23 protein-coding genes are annotated in these 22,533 nt (G+C 65.6%); 12 read left to right on the forward strand and 11 right to left on the reverse strand.

Annotated elements, in window-relative coordinates; translation table 11 throughout:
• The first annotated feature begins 656 nt into the window (after positions 1–656).
• Positions 657–1,618, forward strand: a protein-coding gene (locus tag MET2598_RS40260) for an IS630 family transposase (protein WP_085984606.1) whose coding sequence is annotated in 2 segments (ribosomal slippage) — positions 657–996 and positions 996–1,618 — 963 coding nt in all. Because the reading frame shifts where the segments join, the coding sequence is not laid out codon by codon here.
• Positions 1,619–1,723: 105 nt separating this feature from the next.
• Here the strand turns inward: MET2598_RS40260 and MET2598_RS0134600 are convergent.
• The gene (locus MET2598_RS0134600) at positions 1,724–2,239 is read right to left on the reverse strand and encodes an IS630 family transposase (protein ID WP_157182361.1); all 516 of its coding nucleotides are present in this window, start codon (positions 2,237–2,239) and stop codon (positions 1,724–1,726) included.
• A gap of 5 nt (positions 2,240–2,244) precedes the next feature.
• On the opposite strand from MET2598_RS0134600, the gene MET2598_RS0134605 reads away from it, so the two are divergent.
• A complete protein-coding gene (locus MET2598_RS0134605; RefSeq protein ID WP_018263931.1) occupies positions 2,245–3,513 on the forward strand; it encodes an IS256 family transposase in 1,269 nt (422 codons plus the stop codon).
• Between the two features lie 171 nt (positions 3,514–3,684).
• Here the strand turns inward: MET2598_RS0134605 and MET2598_RS0134610 are convergent, their stop codons facing one another.
• Together MET2598_RS0134610 and MET2598_RS0134615 are read right to left on the reverse strand one after the other, a co-directional pair.
• The gene (locus MET2598_RS0134610) at positions 3,685–4,200 is read right to left on the reverse strand and encodes a winged helix-turn-helix domain-containing protein (protein ID WP_036270621.1); all 516 of its coding nucleotides are present in this window, start codon (positions 4,198–4,200) and stop codon (positions 3,685–3,687) included.
• Between the two features lie 65 nt (positions 4,201–4,265).
• Positions 4,266–5,150 (reverse strand): LysR family transcriptional regulator, encoded by an 885-nt coding sequence (locus MET2598_RS0134615; RefSeq protein ID WP_018263933.1) that lies wholly within the window; start codon positions 5,148–5,150, stop codon positions 4,266–4,268.
• A gap of 119 nt (positions 5,151–5,269) precedes the next feature.
• Between MET2598_RS0134615 and MET2598_RS0134620 the strand changes: the two genes are divergently transcribed.
• From MET2598_RS0134620 to MET2598_RS0134630, 3 genes are read left to right on the forward strand one after another with little or no spacing between them, the layout of a single operon-like run.
• Positions 5,270–6,631 (forward strand): CitMHS family transporter, encoded by a 1,362-nt coding sequence (locus tag MET2598_RS0134620; RefSeq protein WP_018263934.1) that lies wholly within the window; start codon positions 5,270–5,272, stop codon positions 6,629–6,631.
• 16 nt (positions 6,632–6,647) lie between these two features.
• Positions 6,648–7,985 carry an acyclic terpene utilization AtuA family protein gene (locus tag MET2598_RS0134625; protein WP_018263935.1) on the forward strand — a complete coding sequence of 446 codons (1,338 nt, stop codon included), beginning with the start codon at positions 6,648–6,650 and terminating at the stop codon, positions 7,983–7,985.
• Between the two features lie 19 nt (positions 7,986–8,004).
• On the forward strand, positions 8,005–8,316 hold the full coding sequence (locus MET2598_RS0134630) for an AtuA-related protein (RefSeq protein ID WP_012335287.1): 312 nt from the start codon (positions 8,005–8,007) through the stop codon (positions 8,314–8,316).
• Between the two features lie 131 nt (positions 8,317–8,447).
• Here MET2598_RS0134630 and MET2598_RS0134635 read toward each other — a convergent pair whose 3' ends face one another.
• On the reverse strand, positions 8,448–10,013 hold the full coding sequence (locus tag MET2598_RS0134635) for a winged helix-turn-helix domain-containing tetratricopeptide repeat protein (RefSeq protein ID WP_018263936.1): 1,566 nt from the start codon (positions 10,011–10,013) through the stop codon (positions 8,448–8,450).
• Positions 10,014–10,182: 169 nt separating this feature from the next.
• On the opposite strand from MET2598_RS0134635, the gene MET2598_RS0134640 reads away from it, so the two are divergent.
• Positions 10,183–10,395 (forward strand): tautomerase family protein, encoded by a 213-nt coding sequence (locus tag MET2598_RS0134640; RefSeq protein WP_012335285.1) that lies wholly within the window; start codon positions 10,183–10,185, stop codon positions 10,393–10,395.
• 160 nt (positions 10,396–10,555) lie between these two features.
• On the opposite strand, the gene istB is transcribed toward MET2598_RS0134640, so the two are convergent.
• Entirely contained in the window at positions 10,556–11,431 is an 876-nt protein-coding gene (gene istB, locus MET2598_RS0134645; RefSeq protein ID WP_018263937.1) for an IS21-like element ISMtsp8 family helper ATPase IstB, read from the reverse strand.
• A complete protein-coding gene (gene istA, locus MET2598_RS0134650; protein WP_012290058.1) occupies positions 11,428–12,711 on the reverse strand; it encodes an IS21-like element ISMtsp8 family transposase in 1,284 nt (427 codons plus the stop codon). Before istA ends, istB begins: the two co-directional genes overlap by 4 nt.
• Positions 12,712–12,922: 211 nt before the next feature.
• On the opposite strand from istA, the gene MET2598_RS37905 reads away from it, so the two are divergent.
• Entirely contained in the window at positions 12,923–13,234 is a 312-nt protein-coding gene (locus MET2598_RS37905; RefSeq protein WP_036270629.1) for a hypothetical protein, read from the forward strand.
• 592 nt (positions 13,235–13,826) lie between these two features.
• Here MET2598_RS37905 and MET2598_RS0134660 read toward each other — a convergent pair.
• Positions 13,827–14,888, reverse strand: coding sequence for a dihydrodipicolinate synthase family protein (locus MET2598_RS0134660; RefSeq protein ID WP_018263939.1), 1,062 nt, complete (start codon positions 14,886–14,888; stop codon positions 13,827–13,829).
• A gap of 424 nt (positions 14,889–15,312) precedes the next feature.
• Between MET2598_RS0134660 and MET2598_RS43260 the strand changes: the two genes are divergently transcribed.
• The 3 genes from MET2598_RS43260 (at position 15,313) to MET2598_RS41845 (ending at position 16,939) form a co-directional block, all read left to right on the forward strand.
• Positions 15,313–15,660, forward strand: a complete 348-nt coding sequence (locus MET2598_RS43260; RefSeq protein WP_236728942.1) for a dienelactone hydrolase family protein — start codon at positions 15,313–15,315, stop codon at positions 15,658–15,660.
• A gap of 293 nt (positions 15,661–15,953) precedes the next feature.
• Positions 15,954–16,682 carry a type 1 glutamine amidotransferase domain-containing protein gene (locus tag MET2598_RS0134670; protein WP_012335282.1) on the forward strand — a complete coding sequence of 243 codons (729 nt, stop codon included), beginning with the start codon at positions 15,954–15,956 and terminating at the stop codon, positions 16,680–16,682.
• Between the two features lie 8 nt (positions 16,683–16,690).
• Entirely contained in the window at positions 16,691–16,939 is a 249-nt protein-coding gene (locus MET2598_RS41845) for a hypothetical protein (RefSeq protein WP_150108740.1), read from the forward strand.
• Between the two features lie 8 nt (positions 16,940–16,947).
• On the opposite strand, the gene MET2598_RS0134675 is transcribed toward MET2598_RS41845, so the two are convergent.
• Both MET2598_RS0134675 and MET2598_RS0134680 read right to left on the reverse strand, forming a co-directional pair.
• Positions 16,948–17,520 (reverse strand): PRC-barrel domain-containing protein, encoded by a 573-nt coding sequence (locus tag MET2598_RS0134675; RefSeq protein ID WP_036271110.1) that lies wholly within the window; start codon positions 17,518–17,520, stop codon positions 16,948–16,950.
• Between the two features lie 51 nt (positions 17,521–17,571).
• Positions 17,572–18,096 (reverse strand): hypothetical protein, encoded by a 525-nt coding sequence (locus MET2598_RS0134680; protein WP_018263941.1) that lies wholly within the window; start codon positions 18,094–18,096, stop codon positions 17,572–17,574.
• 210 nt (positions 18,097–18,306) lie between these two features.
• Here MET2598_RS0134680 and MET2598_RS43515 point away from each other — a divergent pair, with 210 nt between their 5' ends.
• A complete protein-coding gene (locus MET2598_RS43515; RefSeq protein ID WP_265576439.1) occupies positions 18,307–18,438 on the forward strand; it encodes a hypothetical protein in 132 nt (43 codons plus the stop codon).
• Positions 18,439–18,972: 534 nt separating this feature from the next.
• On the opposite strand, the gene MET2598_RS0134685 is transcribed toward MET2598_RS43515, so the two are convergent.
• Positions 18,973–19,347, reverse strand: a complete 375-nt coding sequence (locus MET2598_RS0134685) for a histidine kinase (RefSeq protein WP_018263942.1) — start codon at positions 19,345–19,347, stop codon at positions 18,973–18,975.
• A 181-nt stretch (positions 19,348–19,528) separates the two neighbouring features.
• A complete protein-coding gene (locus MET2598_RS0134690; RefSeq protein ID WP_236728878.1) occupies positions 19,529–20,959 on the reverse strand; it encodes a sensor histidine kinase in 1,431 nt (476 codons plus the stop codon).
• Positions 20,960–21,097: 138 nt separating this feature from the next.
• On the opposite strand from MET2598_RS0134690, the gene MET2598_RS0134695 reads away from it, so the two are divergent.
• Positions 21,098–22,258 carry an alpha/beta hydrolase gene (locus tag MET2598_RS0134695; RefSeq protein ID WP_018263943.1) on the forward strand — a complete coding sequence of 387 codons (1,161 nt, stop codon included), beginning with the start codon at positions 21,098–21,100 and terminating at the stop codon, positions 22,256–22,258.
• Positions 22,259–22,533: the final 275 nt, after the last annotated feature.

Below are 22,533 nucleotides of genomic sequence, written 5' to 3' on the forward strand. Positions count from 1 at the left end.
GGACAACCAATGCCCGCTTTCCATTGATGAAACCCGCAGGATGTTATTAAGCACGAGGATCCTGAGTTCGCCTGCTGTTTCATATTCCTTGAGCTGCCAAATTCATGACTCAGCGAGTGTGCAGGTGTTAGCACACAGCATCTTTCGACAGCAGAGGGCATTCGCCCCATTCAGCACGGACGCGTTCGGCGCCGTTGTTACTAGGCCGGCCAGCGATCATGGCCCGCGCTGCCGCCAGCTGCCTGTGAGAAGCGCTGAAAAACATTCGCATGACACTGGATCCTATTACATCGGTCCGTGCAAGTATAGGCCGTGCGATCGGCGCAGCCTTGATTTAGCGCAAGAGCCGAGCTGGTGCATAGCCCATTGCCGTCAACATGTCGGATCGTGACCCGTTCCGGACATTTGCGGCGCGTGCAAGAAGCGTCCGATTTCGAAGAGTTTCCCGACACGGTTCCCTGCCACCAGCCAGCCCGCAGGGCTTTCATGTCAAGCGCGTGAGAGGACGCAGCTACCGTGGCCGTGAGGAGTCAGTCTTTCATGGCATGCGGAACAGCAGCCCTGCGGAGGCGGTGTCTCGCGCGGAGCTAGAGCTGGTCCCGAGCCGCTAGAGACGGATCTGCGGGTTGCGCGTTGGCGGGTGAAGGAGCTTGCCGATGCCCTCACCGCTCTCTGTGGACCTGCGCGAGCGTGTGGTCGCTGCCGTCGCGGCGGGGGCCTCCTGCCATCGCGCCGCGGCTCGCTTCGGGGTCAGCGTGTCGAGCGCCAGCCGCTGGTGCGGGCAGTCTGCCCGAGAAGGGCACGTCGTGCCCAAGCCGATGGGCGGCGATCATACGTCGCAGCGGATTGAGGCCCATGCCGAGTTGATCCTGTCGACCTCCGAGCAGGAACCGCGTCTCCTTCTGCGCGAGTTGCGCGACCGACTGGCTGAGCAGGGCGTGAAGACCAGCACGAGTGGTCTGTCGCGCTTCTTTGCCCGGCACCGGATCACCTGGAAAAGGGGGCGACGCACGCATCTGAGCAGGAGCGTGCGGACGTAAGGGCCGCTCGCGAGGCGTGGTTCGAGGCGCAGCTCGAACTTGATCCGGACCGGCTCGTGTTCCTGGACGAGACGGCCACGGCCACCAACATGGCGCGGCGCTACGGTTGGGCTCCGCGCGGCGAGCGCTGCCGGCTCGCAGCCCCGCAGGGACATTACAAGACCACCACCGTCACGGCGGCCCTGCGCACGCGCGGGTTATGTGCCATCGCGCTGTTGGACGGCCCCACGAACGGCACCCGCTTCCGCAGCTACGTCGCAGAGACTCTGGTGCCGGTGCTGCAGCCCGGTGACATCGTCGTCATGGACAACCTGCCCGCTCACAAGGTCGCCGGGGTGCGTGAGGGTATCGAGGCCGCGGGAGCGCGGCTGCTCTACCTCCCGTCCTACAGTCCTGATTTCAACCCGATCGAGCAGGTCTTCGCGAAGCTCAAGGCGCTGTTGCGCCGTGCGGCCGCCCGCACGATCCCGGATCTCTGGGCGGCAATCCGGCAGGCCTTCACCCACTTCACACCGCAGGAATGCCGCAACTACCTCACCGCTGCCGGATACGAAAACGACTTAGCCGTCGCTACCTGACCGGGAGCAGCTCTAGATGAAGGTCCATGGGCCGCTGAGGCGGCAGCCCGTCCTCGACGCCGCGCCACACTCGGTGCCTTACCGCTAAGCCTTATACCGTCGCGCTTAAGCACTGACGCGTGCGATGTATGGGAAGTTGGCCAGGGAGCGGATGTGGCCTGGCTCTGCGGCGAGTGCGTTCCAGGCGGTGCAGCATGCGTCGAGGATCGCCTCGTAATCGTGGAACACTCGTGCAGAGAGGAAGCGCTCGCGCAGGTACAGCCAGATCCGCTCGACCGGATTGAGTTCGGGGCTGTAGGCGGGCAGCCGCACCAGCGTCACGGTGTCGGGCACGCGCAGATCCTTGGCGATGTGCCAGCCCGCCCCGTCCAGTACCACGACGGCATGCGTGTCCGGCTCGCGCGTGGCCGCAAACTGCGCCAGGAACAGGTTCATCGCCTCGGTCGAGACGCGCGGCAGCACCAGGCCGAAGGCCGAGCCGGTTTCCGGCTCGACGGCGGCAAAGATGTAGGCGGACTGGAAACGGCCGGAGCTATGCGGGAGATTGGGTGACGCGCTGGGCGTGAGGGCGGCGTATCGAGGCGGGTGTCGAGCCTGCCAGAGCCTCTCAGTGAGAGCGATACGCCATGGACAGCCCTACCAACATCGTGCGGCTTCGTCAGCCGGATGAGATCGACGATTCCCTGACCGAGGTGCTGCGCGCCGGCGCCCGCCGCCTGCTTGCGCAGGCCGTCGAGCTCGAGGCCGAGGCCTTCCTCACCGCCATGCAGGATCTGCGGTTACCGGACGGACGCGCCCGCCTCGTGCGCCACGGGCACGGTCCGGAACGCGAGATCCAGACCGGCATCGGCCCAGTGCCGGTCGCGCGGGTGCGCATCCGGGATCGCGGCGCGAGCAGCCCCGCGGAGCAGATCCGGTTCTCCTCGACGATCCTGCCGAAGTGGGCGCGGCGCACCCGCAGCCTGGATGCCCTGCTGCCGGTCCTCTACCTGCGCGGGATCTCCACCGGCGACTTCCAGGAAGCGCTCGCCGCCCTCCTGGGCAAGGACGCCCCGAACCTGTCGCCGGCCGTCATCTCTCGGCTGACGGCGAGCTGGGCGGACGAGTACGCTCGCTGGCAGGCCCGCGATCTCTCCGCCCGTCACTCCGTCTACGTCTGGGCCGACGGCGTCTACCTGCAGGCCCGGATGGAGGATCAGGCCGAGTGCATGCTGGTTCTGATCGGCGCCACGCCGGAGGGCAAGAAGGAACTGGTCGGCTTCCAGGTCGGGGTGCGCGAGAGCGCCCAGAGCTGGCGGGAGTTGCTGGTGGACGTGAAGCGGCGCGGGCTCTCGATCGAGCCGAAGATCGCGGTCGGCGACGGGGCGCTGGGCTTCTGGAAGGCGCTCGACGAGGTGTTCCCGGGCACGCGCCATCAGCGCTGCTGGCAGCACAAGACCGCCAACGTCCTCAACAAAGTGCCGAAGTCGCTCCAGCTGGCGATGAAGGCGGACCTGCGCGAGATCTCCGGAGCGTCCACCCGAGCGGCGGCCGAGGTGGCGATGGATGTCTTCGTTGAGAAGTACGGGACCAAGTACGCCCGCGCGAGCGAGTGCCTGACGAAGGACCGCGACACCCTGCTGGCGTTCTACGACATGCCGGCCGAGCACTGGGATCATCTTCGGACCACGAACCCGATCGAGAGCGTGTTCGCCACGGTCCGACACCGCACCGTGCGGACCAAGGGCGCGCTCTCGCCCACGACCGCCAAGCTGATGGTGTTCAAGCTGGTGATGGCGGCCGCCAAGACCTGGCGGCGGCTGAAGGGCGAGAACCAGTTGCCGAAGGTGGTGGCGGGTGTCACTTTCCGGGACGGGACCGAGGTCGTCGCGAGCCCAGATCACCGCGCCGCCTGACCGCCTCCGTCACCCAAATTCCTGCATAGCTCAAACGGCCGTCGCAGCGTCCCGACGGGCGCTGACCCCGCATCCACCAGCGACGGCCGCTGCGCCCCTTCTGCCCGACCCGCGCCTCGTCCATGAAAAAGAGGCGGATCTGCTGGCCGGGATGCGCCTCGGCGGCGCTCGTCAGAGCCGCGCGGCGCCCCTTTTTGCGAAGGCGGCGGCAGCTCTGGCGTCGCGCTGCGGATGAACGGGGCGCGTCTTCCGCTTCGACAAGCCCAGCCGGCGCACCAGGCGCGACATCGACTGGGGCAGCATGGTCTTGCCGAAGCGGGCTTCGATGAAGCGGCACAGGTCCGGCAGGGTCCAACTGGCGGGCTCGCCGCGGTCGGGATCGGGGCCCCGCAGGATATGGTGGACCAGCACCGCTTGCTCGCCCTCGCTCAGGCGCTCCGGCCGGCGGCCGGGCGGGCGGTCGACCAAGCCGGCGAGCCCCTCGGCGTTGAAGCGCTTGACGGCATCGCAGAGCGCCTGTCGCTCGATCCCGGCCGCCCGTGCTGCCTCGGCCCGGCTCATGCCATCGAGCGCGTTGGCCACGGCTAGGAGGCGCAGAGCGGTACGCCGACGCGGCTCCCGCTTGGCCTGCCGTCGCAGTTCGGCGGCTGTGGCGATGTCGGTCCGGATCTCGACGGCACCCGTCACAGGCTCCTCCCCGCTTCAGGCAAGCAGCGAATCACGTCTGCTGATCCGTGAAAACCCTCTACGAGTCAAAATATAAGCGCGACGGTTTTACAGAATGTCTCGACAGCCGCGGGCAGGGTACGGCCAGCTTTCTTGATCAGACAGACCGCGCGTTCGAACCGTGGATCGGCGATCGGCCTTGAGCGGAGCGTGGCCTCGGCCCGGATCTCACGGGCGGAGCCTGGTAGGATCGTTAGGCCGAGGCCGGCCCGAACCATGCCTACCGCCGTCATCATGTAGGTCGCCTCACAGGCCACCACGGGAAGCCGGCCCGCCTCGATGAAGGCCCTATCGACCACTGCCCGCACACTGGTAGCGGGGTCCATCAACACCAAGGGATGCTCGGCGAGTACTTCAGTCGTGACATTCGGTATCGTGCCGATCGGGTGGTCATGCGGATAGACGACATGCAGGACATCGCTCGTCCGATAAAGCGTACTGACCTCTGGATCGCGGATCTCGCCGCCGATGATGCCCAGATCAACCTCCTCGCTTCGCACGAGGTCTAACACCCGCTGCGCGATCACGTCCTTGATCTGAAACGTCACGCCGGGATGGTCGGCACGGAACAGCGCAATCGCTTCGGCCAACGAACTCGCAGCGAAGGAGGGCAGCGTCGCAACACGCACGACCCCGTAGCGTTGGGCTGCGAGGTCGCGGGTGTCGATCACCACGCTGTCGAGTTCGCGCAGCACCCGCTGGAACACCGGCAGCAACTCGCGGCCGAGCCGTGTCGGCGCCACGGTGCGGCTGGTACGGTCAAGCAGCCGTGCATCGAGCGCCTCTTCCAGACGGCGGATCTGAACCGTGAGGGCGGGCTGCGATAGGTTCAGGAGGGTGGCCGCGCGGGTGAAACTGCCCGTCTGGACGACGGATACGAAGGCTCGGAGCTGCCGTAGATTCAGATCCATAGTTTGAGTTTATCGCAGCGATCCAATCTTTTCAATTGCGTTATGTAGTGTTTGGCGGCTTCCTCACAAAAGTAGCGGCGCCGAGTCAAAGCGTGCCGCAAATCCTATGGGAGGAACGGATGCTGGCCCTGCTTGGCCTGTGCACGATCGCGCTGCTACTCGCCGTCATTCTCACCAAACGGATGTCGCCCCTCGTCGCGCTAATCGTCATCCCAGTCGCGGCCGCCCTGATCGGTGGCTTCGGGCTCGACACCGGCAAGTTCGTGCTCTCCGGCATCCAGAATCTCGCGGGCGTGGTCGGCATGTTCGTGTTCGCGATCCTGTTCTTCGGGATCGTCAGCGACGCCGGGATGCTCGACCCGATCATCGACCGCATCCTCGCCACCGTCGGCACGCGCCCGACCCGGATCGTGCCCGGCACGACGCTGCTCGCGCTGCTCATCCACCTCGACGGCTCGGGGGCGGTGACCTTCCTGATCACCATCCCGGCGATGCTGCCGCTCTACGACCGCGTCGGCATCGACCGGCGCATCCTCGCCTGCGCGGCCTCGCTGGCGGCGGGCGTGAACTTCCTGCCCTGGACCGGGCCGATGATCCGCGCCTCCGCGGCCCTGAAACTACCGATCCCGGAGATCTTTACACCGCTCGTCGCCGTGCAGGCGGTCGGTCTCGTGTTCATCTTCGCGGTCTCGTATTGGCTCGGCCTGCGCGAGGAGCGCCGCCTAGGTCTTGCGGGTGGCTCCGTGGCACCTAACCGACCGGTTCCCTCCACACTTGGCGCCGCGGCGACCGCCGCGCCCGACGCGGTCGGCGGGCCTGCGCGGACCCTGAGCGATGCCGAGCGGGCGCTGCGCCGTCCGGGCCGGTTCTGGGCAAACATCGTCCTGACCGCGATCGTCCTCGGAACGATGGTGTTCATGGCCGAGAAGGTGCCCCCGGCGCTGATGTTCATGCTCGGCACGGCCCTGGCGCTCGTGATCAACTACCCGAACGTCGATGCTCAGCGGCAGCGGATCGACGCCCACGCGAAGGCTGCGATCCTGATGGCCTCGATCCTCCTGGCGGCCGGTGTGTTCACCGGCGTCATGCAGGGCACTGGCATGCTCAAGGCGATGGCCCAGACGGCCGTGACCTTCGTGCCGCCGGAGATGGGTAGACACATTCCCTTTGCCCTCGGCCTCATCTCGATGCCGCTCTCGATGCTGTTCGACCCCGACTCGTTCTACTTCGGCGTTCTGCCCGTCGTGGCCGAGGTCGCCCACCAACTCGGCGTACCGCCGGTGCAGGTCGCTCAGGGCGCGCTACTCGGTCAGATGACGACCGGCTTCCCTGTCAGCCCGCTCACCCCCGCGACCTTCCTCGTCTGCGGCCTCACCGGCATCGATCTGGCCGACCACCAGAAGTTCACCTTCCCGTTCCTGCTCGCCGCCTCGGTGGTGATGACCTTCGCCTGCGTCCTGCTCGGCGTGTTCCCTCTCTGAAAGCGGAGACCGAACAATGAAAACCATCCACCTAGGCTCCGGCGCCGGCTACGCCGGCGACCGCATCGAGCCCGCGCTCGAACTCGCCGAGAAGGGCAACATCGACTACCTGGTGTTCGAGTGCTTGGCCGAGCGCACCATTGCGCTGGCGCAGCAGGCGAAGATGCGGAACCCGGACGGCGGCTACGATCCGCTGCTAGAGGCCCGCATGCGGGCAGTGCTGGCGCCGTGCCGGGAGCGCCGGATCCGCATCGTCACCAACATGGGCGCGGCAAACCCCGTCGCCGCCGCGAAGAAAACCCAGGCCATCGCCCGAGAGCTCGGCCTGAACGGGCTGAAGGTCGCCGCGGTCACGGGCGACGATCTGCTCGATGCGGTGCGCGCCGGCAATTTCACGCTCGAGGAAAGCGGCGAGCGAGTGGCAAACCTCGGCAACCGCGTCATCTCGGCCAACGCCTACCTCGGCGCGGTCCCCATCATCAACGGGCTGGCGGACGGCGCCGACGTGGTGATCACCGGCCGCGTTGGCGATCCAGCCCTGTTCCTCGCACCGCTCGTGCACGAGTTCGGCTGGGCGATGGACGACTGGGAACGCTTAGGGCGCGGCACCCTGGTCGGCCATCTCCTCGAATGCGCCGGACAGATCACCGGCGGCTACTTCGCTGATCCCGGTCAGAAGGACGTGCCTGGCCTAGCACGCCTCGGATTTCCGATCGGCATCGTCGGCGAGGACGGGACGGTGGAAATCACCAAGGTCGCGGGCTCGGGCGGGCAGATTACCCTCGCTACCTGCAAGGAGCAGATGCTCTACGAGGTGCATGATCCGGCCCGCTATCTCCAGCCAGACGTGGTCGGCGACTTCACCGGGGTCGAGATGGAGCAGGTAGGTCCCGACAGGGTGCGGGTGACCGGCGCGACAGGCGCGCCCGCTACCGGCTTGCTCAAGGTCTCCGTCGGCTACGTGGACTCCTACGTCGGCGAGGGGCAGATCTCCTACGCTGGGCCCGGCGCGCTGGCCCGCGGTCGGCTCGCCCGCGAAGTGGTGCGCGAACGGCTCGCGCTCACCGGTGTCCAGACGACCGAGTTGCGCTGCGACTTGATCGGCGTCGATGCCCTGCACGGAGACGCGCTCTCGGGCGGGCGCGAGCCTTACGAGGTCCGCCTGCGCGTCACAGGGCGGACCGAGAGCATGGCCGAGGCGGTGCGGATCGGCAACGAGGTCGAGACGCTCTACACCAATGGTCCTGCCGGCGGCGGCGGCGCCTGGAAGGCAGCCCGCGAGGTCGTGGCGGTACAGTCGGTGCTCGTGCCGGCCGAGCTCGCCCGCCCGGCCGTCCAGTTCGTTGAAGCCTGAAAAGCCGAGAGGTCAGACGATGAAACTGCGTGCGCTCGCCCACTCCCGCACGGGAGACAAGGGCAACACCTCGAACATCTCGGTCATCGCCTACGACCCGGCGGACTACGCCCGCCTCGAAGAGCACGTCACGCCCGAGCGCGTGAAGGAGCATTTTCGCGAGATCGTTACGGGCGAGGTCGTCCGCTACGCGCTTCCGAAGATTGGGGCGCTGAATTTCGTGTTGAAGGGGGCACTCGGCGGCGGCGTGACCCGTTCGCTGGCACTGGACGCACACGGCAAGGGTCTCAGCTCGGCGCTGCTCGACCTGGAAATTCCGGACCAGATCTGAACCGGTCGTGCCCGAGCCTTGCACAGCGGAATAAGCTGCTCGGCGACGCTTGACCCGCTGAGTACGAGCAGATCGTCACCGACACACGTCGAATGAGATATGACCCGTCGCGCATCAATGATCGGGAACATTCAACGGATATCGTTATCGTCCAGAGCCTTCGCCATGCGAAGACGGAGCGGTCCGTGTCGGAATGGAAACGAAGTGAAGAAATGCGCCTGAGAGATGTCGCCGCGGCGCCGCCGTACGTCAGCGCTCCAGACCGCCGCACGGTCACGATCCTGGTTCAACGTATGGGCAATGACGGCGATGAGCGAGATCATCACGTGCGCGCCGGGTGACTGCGCCGCTCGATCGGCCCAGACGGCAGCTTGCCTGACATCGCCCTGGATCAGGCACGTCAGCGCCCGGGTCGCCAGCATAGCATAGAAGAAGGGATCAAGCGGGCTGAGAGACATCGCGATCTCGACGTTCTCCATGCCATTCAGATCCCGTTCGGAGATCGCATCGGCCCAGGCTCGCGCATAGAAACCCTGAGCGAAACTGGGACTGAGCACCGTCGACCGATCCAGCCAGGGAAAGCTCCGGTCGACGTCCCCCGTCAGCCAGAAGGACCGGCCCATCGTGAAGTTGGCGAACGGATCGAGCGGATCAAGGTCCACGCTGCGCTCCGCGAAGGCTCGCGCAGCCCTGGTATCGCCGGCCGGGTCGCCGGAATAGCGAAGAAACGCGCTCTGGAAATGTGTCGAGGACAGCCCGGCATTGGCTCGAGCGAAACCGGGGTCGAGGGCGAGAGCGCGCTCAAACAATGCCGCCGCGGCGGCATTGTCCTCACGGGTAAATCGGTGGAGATGCCGCAGGCCCAGGTGATAAGCGGACCAGGCATTCAGGCAACTCGGTGCCGCAAGGCTCGCGAGAGCCGCTTCGTGGAGCGGAATCTGGAGTTCGAGGGCCGAGATGATGCTCGCCGCGATCCGAGCCCGCATCTCGTGAATGCCGTCGATCGGCCCGGCAGTGCGGTCTGCCCAGAGCACCTCTCCGGTCCGCGTATCGGTGAGTTCGGCCGTGATCAGGACGCGGCTCGCCGCGGTCTCGACGACGCCGCTGAGGCAGTAGCTGGCGTTGAGCAAGTGTCCGATGCGGCAGGCGTCCGGATGTTCCGACCGGAACCGGAACGAGGAGCCGCGCGCAATGACGAACAGCCATCGCAACCGGGAGAGAGCGACGATGAGGTCATGAGCGAGAGCCTCGCCGAGGGCCGGATGAAGATCCGAGGCGGCAACGAGCTGGAATGGAAGAATGGCGATGGATGGCCTCGAATGCCCTGCCGGCCCTGGTCGCGTCTCGGCGGGGTCCAGGGCGCGCGCCGGCGGCAGCGATCGGTGTCCCTCTGTCGTCACGTCCGCGACGAAGCGAAAGCCCTGGCCGTGCAGGGTGCGAATGAGCCGCTGTTCCTTGCCGTCGTCGCCGAGTGCGCGTCGCGCCGACTTGACCCGGCTTGAGAGGGCGGAATCCGACACGATCCGGCCGCCCCACACCTTCGCGATGATCTCCTCCTTGGGCACCATACGGTCCCGGTTCTCCACCAGGAGCAGGAGCAGCCCGAAGACCTGCCGCTCGACAGGCACAATCAGCCCGTGACGGCGCAGCTCGACCCGGTCCGCATCGAGTTCGAACTCGTCGAACAGGTAGGGCATTGCCGGTCCTTCGTGGACGAGCGGATGCAGCATGCCGGTTCTACCACATCTCCACGATCTCTCCCCACTCCCTCCAGGTCTCCTCCCAGCGTCGCTACGGGCACCTGGATTAGAACATGCGGCCAGCACGCCCTGCGACGGTGCAGGACGGAGGCAGAGGAGAAGGATCATGCCGCTCGTCGACATTCAGCTCATCGAAGGCGTGTTCACGGAAGAGCAGAAGGCGGGGATGATCGAGAAGGTCACCGACGCCATGGTCGAGATCGAAGGCGAGGCCATGCGTGGCGTGACCTGGGTGCGGGTCCAGGAGTTCCGGAGTGGAGCCTGGGGCATAGGCGGCAAGGGCCTCACCACCCAGGCCGTCAAGGCTCTGAGATCGTAATCGACTAAGGTCCGGATCCATTCGGTCCGGCGGTCTGAGGGCACCTCGCCGCCGGTCCGTCGGCTGGCACGCGCGTGCGGGCACGACACTCCTGTCAACGGGCTTCGAACCTTCCGCAATTTCGGGCGCGCAATTTTCCTCAGATCGGCGGGCTCGGCGGTCAGGCGATGCCGAGGTGAGCACCTCCATTCTTGGGCGGGCGTCCGCGCCGACGCGGAGGCGGGGCGAGCGGCGGAGCCTGCAGGGCTGCCTTCGAGCGGATGTGCTCGGGCATGAGCGCGGTGTGCTGGCGCAGCCGGTAGCTTGAGCCCTCGATCTGCACCACCACGGCGTGGTGAAGCAACCGGTCCAGCAGCGCGGTCGCCACCACCGGATCGCCGAACACCTCCCCCCACTCTGCAAAGCCGCGGTTCGAGGTCAGGACCATCGCGCCCCGCTCGTAGCGCGCGTTGACGAGCTGGAAGAACAGGTTGCCCCCGCCCGGCACCACCGGCAGGTCGCCGATCTCGTCCACGATCAGCAGCGCCGGCCGGCAGAAGGAGCGGATCTTCTCGCGCAACGTTCCTTCCCGCTCGGCCCGCGCCAGCGTTCCCACAAGGTCGGCCAGGGTGGTGAAGTACACGCTGCGGCCCGCCTTCACCGCCTCGACCCCGAGGGCCACCGCCAAGTGGCTCTTGCCGGTGCCGGGCGGGCCGAGGAAGTGCAGCACCTCGCAGCGGTCCACGAAGCCCAGCTCGGCCAGGGCCAGGATGCGGGTGCGGTCGAGCGAGGGCTGGAAGGCGAAGTCGAAGCCCGACAGCGTCTTGACCGTCGAGAGCCGCGCCATCACCAGCGCGGTCTTCACCCGCCGGCTCTCGCTTAGGCTCAGCTCCTCGCTCAGCAGGGCATCGACCGCCTCCAGCGCGCTGAGTTCGCCGCGCTCCAGCCGCCGCACGGTGGTGTCGACGATCTCCAGGGCGCGCGGCATCTTCAGCCCTACCAGCGTGGCCTTGATCCGCTCGACCAGTGGGGGGATCAGCTCGCCAGTTCCGCTCATGCCGCGTCTCCCCGGTCGGTCCTGGGCACGCCGGCTCCCGCGAGTTGGCGGGCTACGGCGTCGTAGATGGCCAGCGGGCGACGCGCGACCTGGTCGCCGGCGCGCCTGACGACCACCGGCTCGGCAGGGTCTCGTGGCTCGGGCGGGGGAGATCGCGGCCGCCGATGGGCTGGATCGACCTGCGTCAGCCCACGCCCTTCCAGGGGCAGGTGGCAGGCAACGAGCTCACCCGCCTCGTAGATGCGGATCTGATCGGCCAGCACGTGCACCTCCAGGGCGCGGCGGCGGGTGGTGTCGGGCACGCTGTAGAGATTGCCCGCCACCGAGACGAAGCCCTCGTGGGTGACGCGCCGCTCCAGGCTGAGCACGGCTTCGTAGGGCACGGGCGGCAGCGCCCGCAGCTGGCTGCGCTCCTCCGCGAAGGCGTCGGCGACGATCCGCTTGGTCGTGGCGTGCCGGCGGGCGTTGGCCACGGTGTCGAGCCAGTGCCGCAGCTGGTCGTTCAGGTCGTCGAGGTTGCGGAACGAGCGGGCGAGGAAGAAGTCCTCGCGCAGGTAGCGGAACGGGCGCTCGACCTTGCCCTTGGTCTTGGCCCGGTAGGGACGGCAGGCGCGCGGCAGGAACCCGTAGTGGCGCGCGAGATCGAGAAGGCTGCGGTTATAGATGACCAAGCCGTCGGGATCCTCGCCGATCACGGCGGTCTTCATGCGGTCGTAGAGGATCTCGCGCGGGGCGCCTCCGAGGGCCTGGAAGGCGGCGATGTGGCAGCGCAGGACCGTCTGCAGATCCTGGTGGACGACGAAGCGGGCCCAGAGATAGCGCGAGTGGCCCAGCACCATCGCGAACAGCCAGACGATGCGGGTCACGCCCGGCTCGTCGGCGAAGACGACCTCGAAGCGGGCGAGGTCGACCTGGGCCTGCTCGCCCGGCGGGGTCTCGAAGCGGCGCTCGATAGGCAGAGGAGCTGAGGGGCGAAGCAGGGCCACGGCTCGCTTCACGGCGGTGTAGGCCCCTGCGAAGCCGCGCTCCTTCAACTCGCGCCAGAGACGGACGGCCGTAAGCTGCGGGTAGGCGGCCAGGCGCTCGCGCAGGTAGGGCAGGAAGGCGTCGGTGGCCCGCGCGCGGGGGGATCGCGGTCCGTAGACGGGCGGCTCGAGGCCGCGGGCGATGTACTTGGCGACGGTCTTGCGGTCGAGGCCGAGCTGGCGGGCGATGGCGGTGACCGAGAGGCCCTGCCGGTGGAGGTCCAGGATCGTCATGAGTTCCCCGAGGCTGACCACCGCGCCGCTCCCTCCCGCCACGGGGACCAGCTTCGGTGAGACGGCCGCCGCGCGGGCATCCCGCCTCAAACAGGAGGCTCAGGGGCGGCCGGGAGGGTGGGGAAAATTGCAGGCCCACAAGTGAGGAGGATCCAACGCCCGCTCACACACTCCGTCGTATTGAGGCGGCCTTCAGGCACCTTCGCAGCTAACGCTCCTCGCTGTTCTCGCCATGAATGCGCTGACGAACCGCTCCTCGGAGCGTGCCGCGATCGACGGCTATGCCGAAGGGAGCCGCCGACTTCTGGACATGGCGCGGCAACGCCTGTCGCGGTGCGAGCGTGGCGAGGTGCGCGAAGGCGCGGCGCTGACGATTGCGGAGATCGTGGAGGCGATGACGCGCATCGACGCCCTGATCCAGGACCGCCGTGCGCGCCTGATCCAGGCTGAGGTTCCGGCCTCGACTGTCAGTCCGGGTCGGGAGCGCCGCCGCTGGTGGCCGATCATGGCTCTCGGTCGAGCATGGCGGGTGCTGCCGAGCTGAGATCAGCACCGGGCCGCTGGTCGCGAGTTTGATCTCAGTCCGCTCACACCTCAGGCCGGCTTCGGGGGCTGAGGATCAGCCTGTCCTCGCGGAGCGCAGCCAGAGCATTTTCCGGCGAAGCGGACGCCGGTTCGCCGCGGAAAATGCCGCAAAACCAGAGGCCTAGAGCAAGAGCCGATTGCAACGCGATCGGTTCTTGCTCTCGCTGCGCCCAAGGCGAAATCATGACCCATAGCGGCCCCTCGCGGCGGATGTCGGGAATGACCGGTTGCGTGGGTTTTCCGGGCGTTTGATTTCCGGACGCGCTTCTCTCATCTCCGCCGGCACGCCGTCCTCGCGCATCAGGCGAGTCAGCGGGCGCGGCTACCCTGGCCGTGAAGAATCGGTCTCATTGTTTACATGCCAGCCGACGAGTAGAGCGCAAAAGAGTGTGGCTCGCCTGGCTCTAGAGCATTTTCCGACGAAGTGGATGCCGGTTCGTCGCAGAAAATGCGGCAAGATCAAAGACCTAGAGCAGCACCCGATTGCAACGTGATCGGGTGCTGCTCTAGATGAAAGCGGGTGGCCTGCTTTCAACGCGGATCTACTCAGCTCAGCTCTCCAGGTAACCTCGTACGGGCAGGAGCCCATGACGGGAAAGGGATTCCATAACTGTCCTCAAAACCGAGTGAGGAAGATGCCCCCCCGCATAGAGCCTCGGCGGCGATGCTTGGAGCGCGTCGCGGCCATATGCCATGATATGAGCAATGGCCTTATTCGCGTTCGTGAATGCATTGCCCTGCCGCACTTCGATAACGGCCCTAAAAGCGTCGGCAACCGCCGCCGATATGGACGCCGAGCACTGCTCAGCTTCTGTGAAGCGGCCTTGCTGGAGATGCTCGAGCACCGTCGCGAGCTGGGCCGGGAAGGCGTTGGCAGTGCTGAGCAGGAAGCCATCGTACACGCCGCCGTGCGCTTTGCTCCATTGAGCATAGTCGCCTTCGGCGCCCCGCAGGAGCGTCACCCCAGCGGGCATCCGGCCTGACAGCGCAACCTCATCGGTGCCGCTGCTGTCCTTGAACAGCAGCAGGTTCGGGAAGCGCTCCGCCAGCCCAGCGACCAGTGCCGGCGTCATGGTGTTCCCGGTCACTTGCGGCAGCTGGTAAAGAGCGATTGGCAGACCACGCTCAAACACAGGCGCGAGTGCCGCGCCGATCGCGTTTTGCGAGAGGGGCGGGTCGGAGGTCGGCGGTGCGACTGTGAGCCCGCGGACGTGACTTGCCGCCAAGGCGTCGGCGACCGAATCTGTCCCGGCACGCCGGCAAAGATAATCCAGAACTTTGTCGATCAGAGCAAGCATGGCATCCGTCGTTGGGCGCAGGACACCAACAAGGAGATCCAGGCCATGTTGAGCAGCGAAGGGAAGCACAACTTCCAGTGCCGCGAGCGCCTCCGCATCATTCATTTCCCACGCATCACCGGTTGAGCCAGGTACGAGATAGCCCTTCACGTGAGGTGTCATAAAAGCCAAATGCGCGAGTTGGCGGTCGCGATCGATGCGTCCCGCTTCATCGTAGAACACGAGTGTCGGCGACCAGAGCATCGGAACGCCAGCTGGGAAGAGCAGACCCGTGAGCGTCGTGCGGTCGGTCGGGAGGTCATGAACTACAGGCATGGTTGCCGCTCCTCGCTCACCACCGCTTGAGCCGCGGGGCCAACCTGCGCCCCCGAAGCAGCTCACTCCCCCTGTCAACTGACCAGAGGATCAGAGCCCATCGTCGTCAGAGGCGATAACGCGCCGAACGAGGCGAAGCTCCTCCAGGATTTGCTCGCGCGAGGAGCCCTGGGCGGCCTCGGTCGAAGGTCCGGACGTGGCGCGCAGGCGAATATTCCGAATGCGTATGGGTTGACGATGCCCATTGAACGGCACCGCTCCGGTGGCCGATGGCACATCATATGGGTAGAGGGAGTGTTGAGCTTCACGAGCGGCGCTACGCACATCGAGGTAGAATGGTTCGCTGCTCAATCGGGACACGTTAAGAGGGGAGGAGATAGCCAGAAACGCACCCGCTGTTCTGCTCCTGCACGGCGCAGACGGCCTGACTTTCGCAGATGGATCTCGTTTGGCCGCACGCACCATCGCGGCTTCCGGCTCTCACGTCGCCTTCGTCTACTACCTCGATCGCACGGGCGATCGGCGGGTCGCCTCCGCACGAATGCGGCAGAACTTCTCCCTCTGGGCGGCCACCGTGCGGGACGCTGTGGACTGGCTGGTGAAGCAACCCGGTGTGGACGCGAACCGTCTCGGCATCGTGGGCATCTCGCTGGGTGCAGCTCTCGCCTTCGAGACGGCCGCGGCCGATGGGCGCGCGAAGGCCATCGTCGACTGCTTCGGGCCCTGCCGAAACAGCTCGCCGCGCACCGGCCGCGGCTCCCGCCCAGGTTGATTCTGCACGGAGTCATGGATCCAATCGTACCGGTGTCGCGGGCTTACGCGATCGAACGCCTGCTCAAGGAGCAGGGGACGTCTTACGAGACCAAGGTCAATCCAGGCCAGGGGCGTGGCCTCACGGTGCGGCCCAGGTTGATGTGGCCGCTCGGGTGGCGAGCTTCCTGGACCGGTGACTTCGCTCGAACTGAGCTGCCATGCTCGTTCGCCGTGGCTTGATCTTCGAGGAGAGCGGTGCGAACAGGCAGGGCCGGTTGGGGTTGAAATGGCAGCACGATCGGGAGATCAGCCATGCTAGGCAACAAGGTGCTGGTCGTCGCCACCTCGCATGCGGAGCTCGGCTCAAGCGGCCATCGCACCGGCGTGTGGCTGGAGGAGCTCGCCACCCCCTACTACGTCCTGCAGGACGGTGGTGCCGACATCACGCTGGTGTCGATCCGTGGCGGCGAGATCCCCTTCGACCCCCGCAGCGTACCGGCCGAGGCCGGCCGGGGACCCGGTGACAAACCCGCCGACCAGCAGGAGGTACCGGCGTCGGTCCGGCGCTTCCTCGCGGATGAGCGAGCCCGAGCGGTAGCGAAGAACTCTCCGGCTCTGACGAGCGTGGATCCGCAGGCGTTCGATGCCGTGTTCCTACCGGGTGGACACGGACCGATGTGGGATGCGGCCAACGATGACACGCTCGCGCGGATCATCGGCTCCATGATCGATGCCGGCAAATTCGTTGCGGCGGTCTGCCATGGCCCTGCGGGCCTCGTGCGCGCTAAGCGTCGGGACGGGCACCCCATCGTCGAGGGCCGTAGAGTGAGCGCCTTCACCAACACGGAAGAGGAGGCAGTCGGATTGACCAAGGTTGTTCCTTTTCTGCTGGAGGACCGGCTGAAGGAGCTCGGCGGCAAGTTCGAGCGTGGTCCGGACTGGCAGCCCTATGCGGTGCGGGACGGCAACCTGATCACGGGCCAGAACCCGCAATCCTCGGATCTCGTCGGCCGCCACGTGCTCCAAGCTCTGTCGCTCTGAGCCAAGTCGTGTCGGCCCAGTTCAAGATCTCCCTGAGGCATGTTCAAGATTATCAATTCCTCGTCGAGTTCGACGAGTCGCTGCCTTCTCTCCTGACCGACGAACCTGATCCGATCGGGGCGGGAGCAGGACCATGCCCCGAGCAGATGCCGGCGACCTCTGTGGCCAAACGCCTTGGCGGCAGCTTGGTCTTTGCGCTCGGGCCGTGCCGGCAGAAAGACTGGGATGAGGGCCAGTTCTTAGCCTCAAGCAAATGATTGCGCCATCAACCGGCCCGTTGAGCGACACTGTTCCAGTACTTTCTTAGCTGCTCTTCTCGCTCGCGGCCCGGCCAGACTCGGTCTTCACTGTAGAAGGCCGGCGCGCCTTCGACCTGATTTTCCGTGATGTCCGTATGGTAGCCCTCAAGTTCTTTATCATAGGTCAATATTCCCCACGGGATCGTGAGATGATGGACGCCCAGACCCATAAATCCCCCGAACGTCACATCCACATAGAGGACGCGCCCGCTCACCTTCTCGATCAACAGCCGCTGGATTGTGCCAATCTGATGATTATCCCGGTTGAACACAGCCGTCCCTTCGACGCGATCACTCTCGATAATGGGCTTCAACGAACCGGATTGATCGACGGGACCCCACAGGTAATAGCCACTCTCTAAGATGCCGCCGGCCACCACCGCTCGGCTCACGTCTTGGGTCCACGCCTCATCAGGGCCTAGCTGCAGGAGGCGGGTCCACGGACCATGTTGGGCGGGCAGTCTCTCGCCTGTGGGATCGTAGGTGTACCCGCGCAAGTCGGGGGAGCTTGCAGCTTGGAAGACGTAATACGTTCTCATGAACGCCTCCCTTTGTTCCTGTCGCCAGTGGTGCGGCATCCCTACACAAGGTCAGACGACTTCAGCTTCGATCCCGAGCCATTCCTTGATCTTGCCCATCATGGTCCGGTCTGGCGTTGCCGGTTCAGGAATGCGTTTGGCCTGATCCAGCCTTTCGCTCACCTCGTCCTCGCTCAGAAGGATGGCCTGACGGCCAATGGCCAGGGCCCCTTCGAGCACCGTCAGTCCTTCCTCGAAGCTCAACGGCGTCCTGTACGTGCGCGCATTGATGTAGTTCTGGCGCAAGCGTTCCACCTCGGGTGTGTCCGCGCAGGCCAGGCGGGTGACGAACGGCAGCAACCGTTGGCGTTGCACGTCGTCCGCGTCGTCATTGAGCAGCATCGCGAGGCGGCAGATGGGCCGCGAGAAGCACCGCGGCATCATATCGACCCGCCACACCGACTGGTACGGAAACCCGGCCGCGACGATGGCGGCTTCGTTGATGCAGGTGCCGCCGTCCGGTCCTGGAAACTGGTGGGACCCGGCCTTGAGCCTCCAATTCAGGATGTAATCGAACCGCGTCATGGCTACCTCCATGCCGCCCCCTCAGCAATCTTGGGCGCCGCGGCGCGCCGTCAATGCGGGATCAACCAGCCCGGAGCCTGGTTGGCCTGCTTCTACGGTCGGTGCCCCCTGGCTGGTGAGGAGTGTAGCAGTCCTGATACGTCAACTGATTGCTCTCCCATCGAGGGAACCGCCGAGGCTCCGGCTCGTTGTAAGGCCAAATCACGTCCTACGGAGCATAAGATGTCGCGGCTTGATGAGCGAGCGGCAGCTAGCATATTGCCGCTGCCGTCGATCGGCAAAGCCCTCATCGGGTTTGCAGCATCCACAACAGGCCTGATACTCGCGATGCTGATGCTCGGCGGCATTGCATGACGACTTGCTAGGATAGCCGTCGACGAGCCGGATTTCTTTGATTTTTTCTGTTCGACCATTTCAGCTTCGACCAAGTGAGCACTTAACCTCCGTCGGCTGAGATGGAGGAGTCCTGATGCTGATCAAGGTGCGGTCTCGGCACGCGCATAATATGCTGACGACGAGCGTGCCGCCTGGCACACCGACTGGCTGGTCCTGTTGCTCCGATGATGACGCGAACGCTGGCCATCGCTGGAGCACTCATTGCAACTCTGAGTGCTGCCGAAGAGAATCCTTCGCGGTGCGTGGTTCTCGACAGCGCGGATCTGCTCAATCTGTGCTTGTCGCTCGAACACGAGGACCCGTCTTACTGTCAGCAGATCCATGACCTCGACATGCGCAGATGGTGTCGGACCCAGTTGGGAAATACAGATTTCGAGGAAGAGGAGCCGGATCTGGAGGCTGTGCCCAGTCCGCCAAGGCGTTCCGCTCGACCCGGACGAAAATAGTTGGCTCCGTTATGTTCAGTCGCACCATATGGACGGGGGTTATGCCCTACTCATCCTTGAGCAGCGCGGTCAGGCGGGCGAGAACAACTTCGACAGGTGCCGGCTTCCTGATCCAGGGGACGCGCTGAAACACGACCGGCAGTGTCGCCGTGTGGTCATAGCCGCTATAGACCAGGAACGGGATTCCGCGGCTCTCAAGATCGCGTGCGAGCGCCTCGCACGGCCCATCCGCGAGCGCGTTGTCGAGAACCGCAGCAACCGGCTCGTTGGCCCGCAGCCACTCTTCGGCTTGAGAACAGGTCGGGAATGGGCCGGCAACCGTGAAGCCACGCAGCACCAACTGATCGGCAAGCTCAATGCCGATGAGAGCCTCGTCCTCGGCGATGAGGATGCAACCGCGCGGACCGCGTTCACCGGCCATGCCACTCCTGGGCCATGCCACTCCTGGGCCATGCCACTCCTGTCGCCTCACGGCCGACCTCGATCTGCGTGGACGGGAATGACGCGCCACACGCCGCAAGCGGCGATGAGCCTCCCGACCAGATACAGTTTAGCTCAAGCCGCTGCCGCGGGCGAGTTCGTCGATGGCGAGCGTGGGGTACTCAGTATTCCGGAACCAGCCGCGCTTCCACGAGTGGGGCTGTCACGCTGATCCAAAATCCTTCGGGCCGATGTTCGGTGTTCACCTCCGCCCCGCACTGGGCCTCCAGCATCTTCTGGATCTTCGTGCCCACGCCAGCCCGGAACGGCGGCTTCGCACGATGGCTGCCGTGCTCGGACCACACGAGGTGTAACAGCCGCTTCCCGTCTTGCCTGACGAGGCCCCACTGCACCTTGACCCTCCCGCCGGCAGAAGAGAGCGCCCCGTGGCGTTCAGCGTTCGACCTGAGTTCGTGAAGGGCCATGCCAAGCGGCACGGCGAGGTCCGCAGCAAGATCGAGTTCAGGGCCGTCCAGCACCACGCGGCCGGTGTCATGGCTGAGGTGCCATTCGAACTCGTGCGCGAGAAGGTCGTCGAGGCGTACGGTTTGCCAGTAGTCGTCGGACAGGAGCGCCTGCGTTCTCGCCAGGGAGGCGATCCGGTCGGAGAAGGCGCGGTATAACTCATCGACGCTGCCGCTCGCGCGCGCGGTGACGCCGAACAGGGCCTGGAGTACGGCGAGATTGTTGCGGGTGCGATGGTGCAGCTCGCGGACGAGCAGGTGCTGGCGCGCCTCGCTCTGACGCACAATCGACAGCGCCTCGTCGCGCTCAGTCACGGCCCGGCGCAGCTCAAGCTGGCTCGTCACTTGCCGGGCGAAGACCATCAGAGCCGATGCCTGCTCACGGCTCAGCCCTGCTCGCGGGTTGCGGTCAAGCACACAGAGGCTGCCGAGCGGCAGGCCGTCCGGCGTTTCCAGCCGCGCTCCCGCGTAGAAGCGCAGGTACGGAAAGCTCGCGATCAAGGGGTTGGCTGCGAACCTCGGGTCTAAGCTCATGTCCGGCACGACGGTGAGCCCGGGCGTGAGGACAGTCGTGGCGCAGACTGACACATCGATCGGCGTCTCTCGGATGCCCAGGCCCACCTCGGCCTTGAACCATTGACGGCGGTCCTCGACGAGGCTGATGGCGGCCACCGGTGTTCGGCAGATCTGGGCCGCTAGCTGAACGACCTCGTCGAAGTCGTCTTCTCTGGGTGTATCGAGAACTCGGTAGGCGCGCAGAGCCGCCAGCCGTTTCTCCTCCCATGCTGGACTTTCACACGCGTCCGTCACGCACCACACCCTCACCATCGGATACGGGTCAACAACACAGGATAATCCCGGGTTCAATCGCAGGAGGCCTGGTTGGGGCGCGTTGCTACTTGTCTGGCGCTCGCAGCGGGCCGTCAAGCTGCACTCGAGACGCGCGGGCGCCAGCGCACTGGCGGAGAAACGATCGCCGCTTTCGAGAGGTCCGCTGTCGAGTGTCGAGCGGCCAATCCGGCGACCCTGATCGAAGCTCCGGAAGTCGCGCATCCCTACCGTTCGCTCCTGCGCCAGAGCGGCAGGCATGCGCCAGCTCCGCCATCTAACAACCCTCCGGACCACCCTGCTCCACCCGCTCACCACCTCCACGCAAGACGCACGCGTCCGCTCTCAACCGCCATGCTAGCCTTCGGCAGGCGCAGGAGACGCTGATGGGAGGAAACCATGCTTCGGGCTTCTACGGCTTGCGCCCTCGCGCTGGCCTGCTTGTTCCCCGCCGCGGCCGCGGATCGCGATCCCGGCACCCACGCCGCGTTCAAGCCAGCCCAGCAGGAGGGTTACTTCTTCGTGGGTGGCCGCTACCAGACGGTCCAAGGGAAGGAGATCGCCGTCGGCCACATGTTCGTGCAGTACCACGCTCCGGTGCAGGTCACGCAGCCTTATCCCGTGGTGATGGTGCATGGAACCGCGCAGACCGGGATCAACTTCCTGGGCACCCCCGATGGTCGGCCGGGCTGGGTTGATCGCTTCGTCGAGCGTGGCTTTGCCGTCTACGTGGTCGATCAGGTCGGTCGCGGGCGATCCGGCGACAATCCCGAGGTCTATGGCCCCTACGCCCGGCTCACTACGGGCGATCTGGAGAGCATTTTCACCGGCCAGGAGAACTTCGGCCTCTTTCCGCAGGCGAAGCTTCACACCCAGTGGCCTGGAGGTCCGGGCGTGAAAGGCAACGCCGCGTTCGACCAATTCTATCTCTCCCAAGTGCCCTTCATCGCGAGCGCGTTGAAGAGCGAGGAACTCGTCGATCCCGCGCTCATCGCTCTCTTGGAGAAGATCGGCCCGTCAGTTCTGCTCACCCACTCGCAGGCAGGTGTTTTTGGATGGGCCGTGTCGGACCAGCGGCCGGATCTTGTGAAGGCGCATGTGGCGGTCGAGCCGAATGGTCCGACGTTCTTCGATATCCGGTTCAAGGGCGGTGACGACTGGTACGAGAAAGTCGGCGACGCTCGGGCTCGGCCGTACGGCATCACGCGCGTGCCGCTGCATTTCGAACCGGCGGTCAACTCGCCCACGGATCTCACGATCGCTCAGGCGGAGAAGCCGCTGCGGCCAGGTCAGATCCGGTGCTGGTTGCAGGCCGAGCCAGCGCGCAAGCTGCCGAACCTCGCGAAAGTTCCCGCTGTGATCGTCACCGGCGAGGCATCGTTTCGAGCAACAATGGACGATTGTACCGGGGCTTTCCTCGAACAGGCTGGCGCGAAGCCGGATCGGCTCGCGCTGGCCGAGCACGGCATCCGAGGCAATGGACACATGATGATGCTGGAATCAAACAATCTGGAGGTTGCGGACGCGATCGTCGGGTGGGTCACCGGAAAGCTGCACTGAGCTTGACGAGGTCGCGGCTGGGCCGTGTCGACGCGACTTGGCCAGCCGCCTCGGGATCTCGGCGGCGATGCCGGCTGCAGGAAGGTCTCGGAGGCGGTCTGTCGCACGACGCGATGAAGCTGCGCGGATGATCGGCCGTCCAGTATCAATCTAGAAGCGCGGCCAGCGAGGCTCGCACAAGATTAAGAGCCCCTAACACAACCCACCTTCGCCCCCACCAAGTGGTTTAAATTTCACGAGCGAAGGCGGTTCAGATAGATGCTCTAAGAGTTAGT

It is taken from the genome of Methylobacterium sp. WSM2598, assembly GCF_000379105.1.
Taxonomy (GTDB): domain Bacteria; phylum Pseudomonadota; class Alphaproteobacteria; order Rhizobiales; family Beijerinckiaceae; genus Methylobacterium.

Bases quoted from the DNA above. Each gene is read 5' to 3' on its own strand.
- MET2598_RS0134605 (WP_018263931.1), top strand. From the start codon at position 2,245: ATGGACAGCCCTACCAACATCGTGCGGCTTCGTCAGCCGGATGAGATC.
- MET2598_RS0134615 (WP_018263933.1), bottom strand. From the start codon at position 5,150: ATGGATCTGAATCTACGGCAGCTCCGAGCCTTCGTATCCGTCGTCCAG.
- MET2598_RS0134620 (WP_018263934.1), top strand. From the start codon at position 5,270: ATGCTGGCCCTGCTTGGCCTGTGCACGATCGCGCTGCTACTCGCCGTC.
- MET2598_RS0134625 (WP_018263935.1), top strand. From the start codon at position 6,648: ATGAAAACCATCCACCTAGGCTCCGGCGCCGGCTACGCCGGCGACCGC.
- MET2598_RS0134630 (WP_012335287.1), top strand. From the start codon at position 8,005: ATGAAACTGCGTGCGCTCGCCCACTCCCGCACGGGAGACAAGGGCAAC.
- MET2598_RS0134635 (WP_018263936.1), bottom strand. From the start codon at position 10,013: ATGCCCTACCTGTTCGACGAGTTCGAACTCGATGCGGACCGGGTCGAG.
- MET2598_RS0134640 (WP_012335285.1), top strand. From the start codon at position 10,183: ATGCCGCTCGTCGACATTCAGCTCATCGAAGGCGTGTTCACGGAAGAG.
- istB (WP_018263937.1), bottom strand. From the start codon at position 11,431: ATGAGCGGAACTGGCGAGCTGATCCCCCCACTGGTCGAGCGGATCAAG.
- MET2598_RS37905 (WP_036270629.1), top strand. From the start codon at position 12,923: ATGAATGCGCTGACGAACCGCTCCTCGGAGCGTGCCGCGATCGACGGC.
- MET2598_RS0134660 (WP_018263939.1), bottom strand. From the start codon at position 14,888: ATGCCTGTAGTTCATGACCTCCCGACCGACCGCACGACGCTCACGGGT.
- MET2598_RS0134670 (WP_012335282.1), top strand. From the start codon at position 15,954: ATGCTAGGCAACAAGGTGCTGGTCGTCGCCACCTCGCATGCGGAGCTC.
- MET2598_RS0134675 (WP_036271110.1), bottom strand. From the start codon at position 17,520: ATGAGAACGTATTACGTCTTCCAAGCTGCAAGCTCCCCCGACTTGCGC.
- MET2598_RS0134680 (WP_018263941.1), bottom strand. From the start codon at position 18,096: ATGGAGGTAGCCATGACGCGGTTCGATTACATCCTGAATTGGAGGCTC.
- MET2598_RS43515 (WP_265576439.1), top strand. From the start codon at position 18,307: ATGTCGCGGCTTGATGAGCGAGCGGCAGCTAGCATATTGCCGCTGCCG.
- MET2598_RS0134685 (WP_018263942.1), bottom strand. From the start codon at position 19,347: ATGGCCGGTGAACGCGGTCCGCGCGGTTGCATCCTCATCGCCGAGGAC.
- MET2598_RS0134690 (WP_236728878.1), bottom strand. From the start codon at position 20,959: ATGCCTGCCGCTCTGGCGCAGGAGCGAACGGTAGGGATGCGCGACTTC.
- MET2598_RS0134695 (WP_018263943.1), top strand. From the start codon at position 21,098: ATGCTTCGGGCTTCTACGGCTTGCGCCCTCGCGCTGGCCTGCTTGTTC.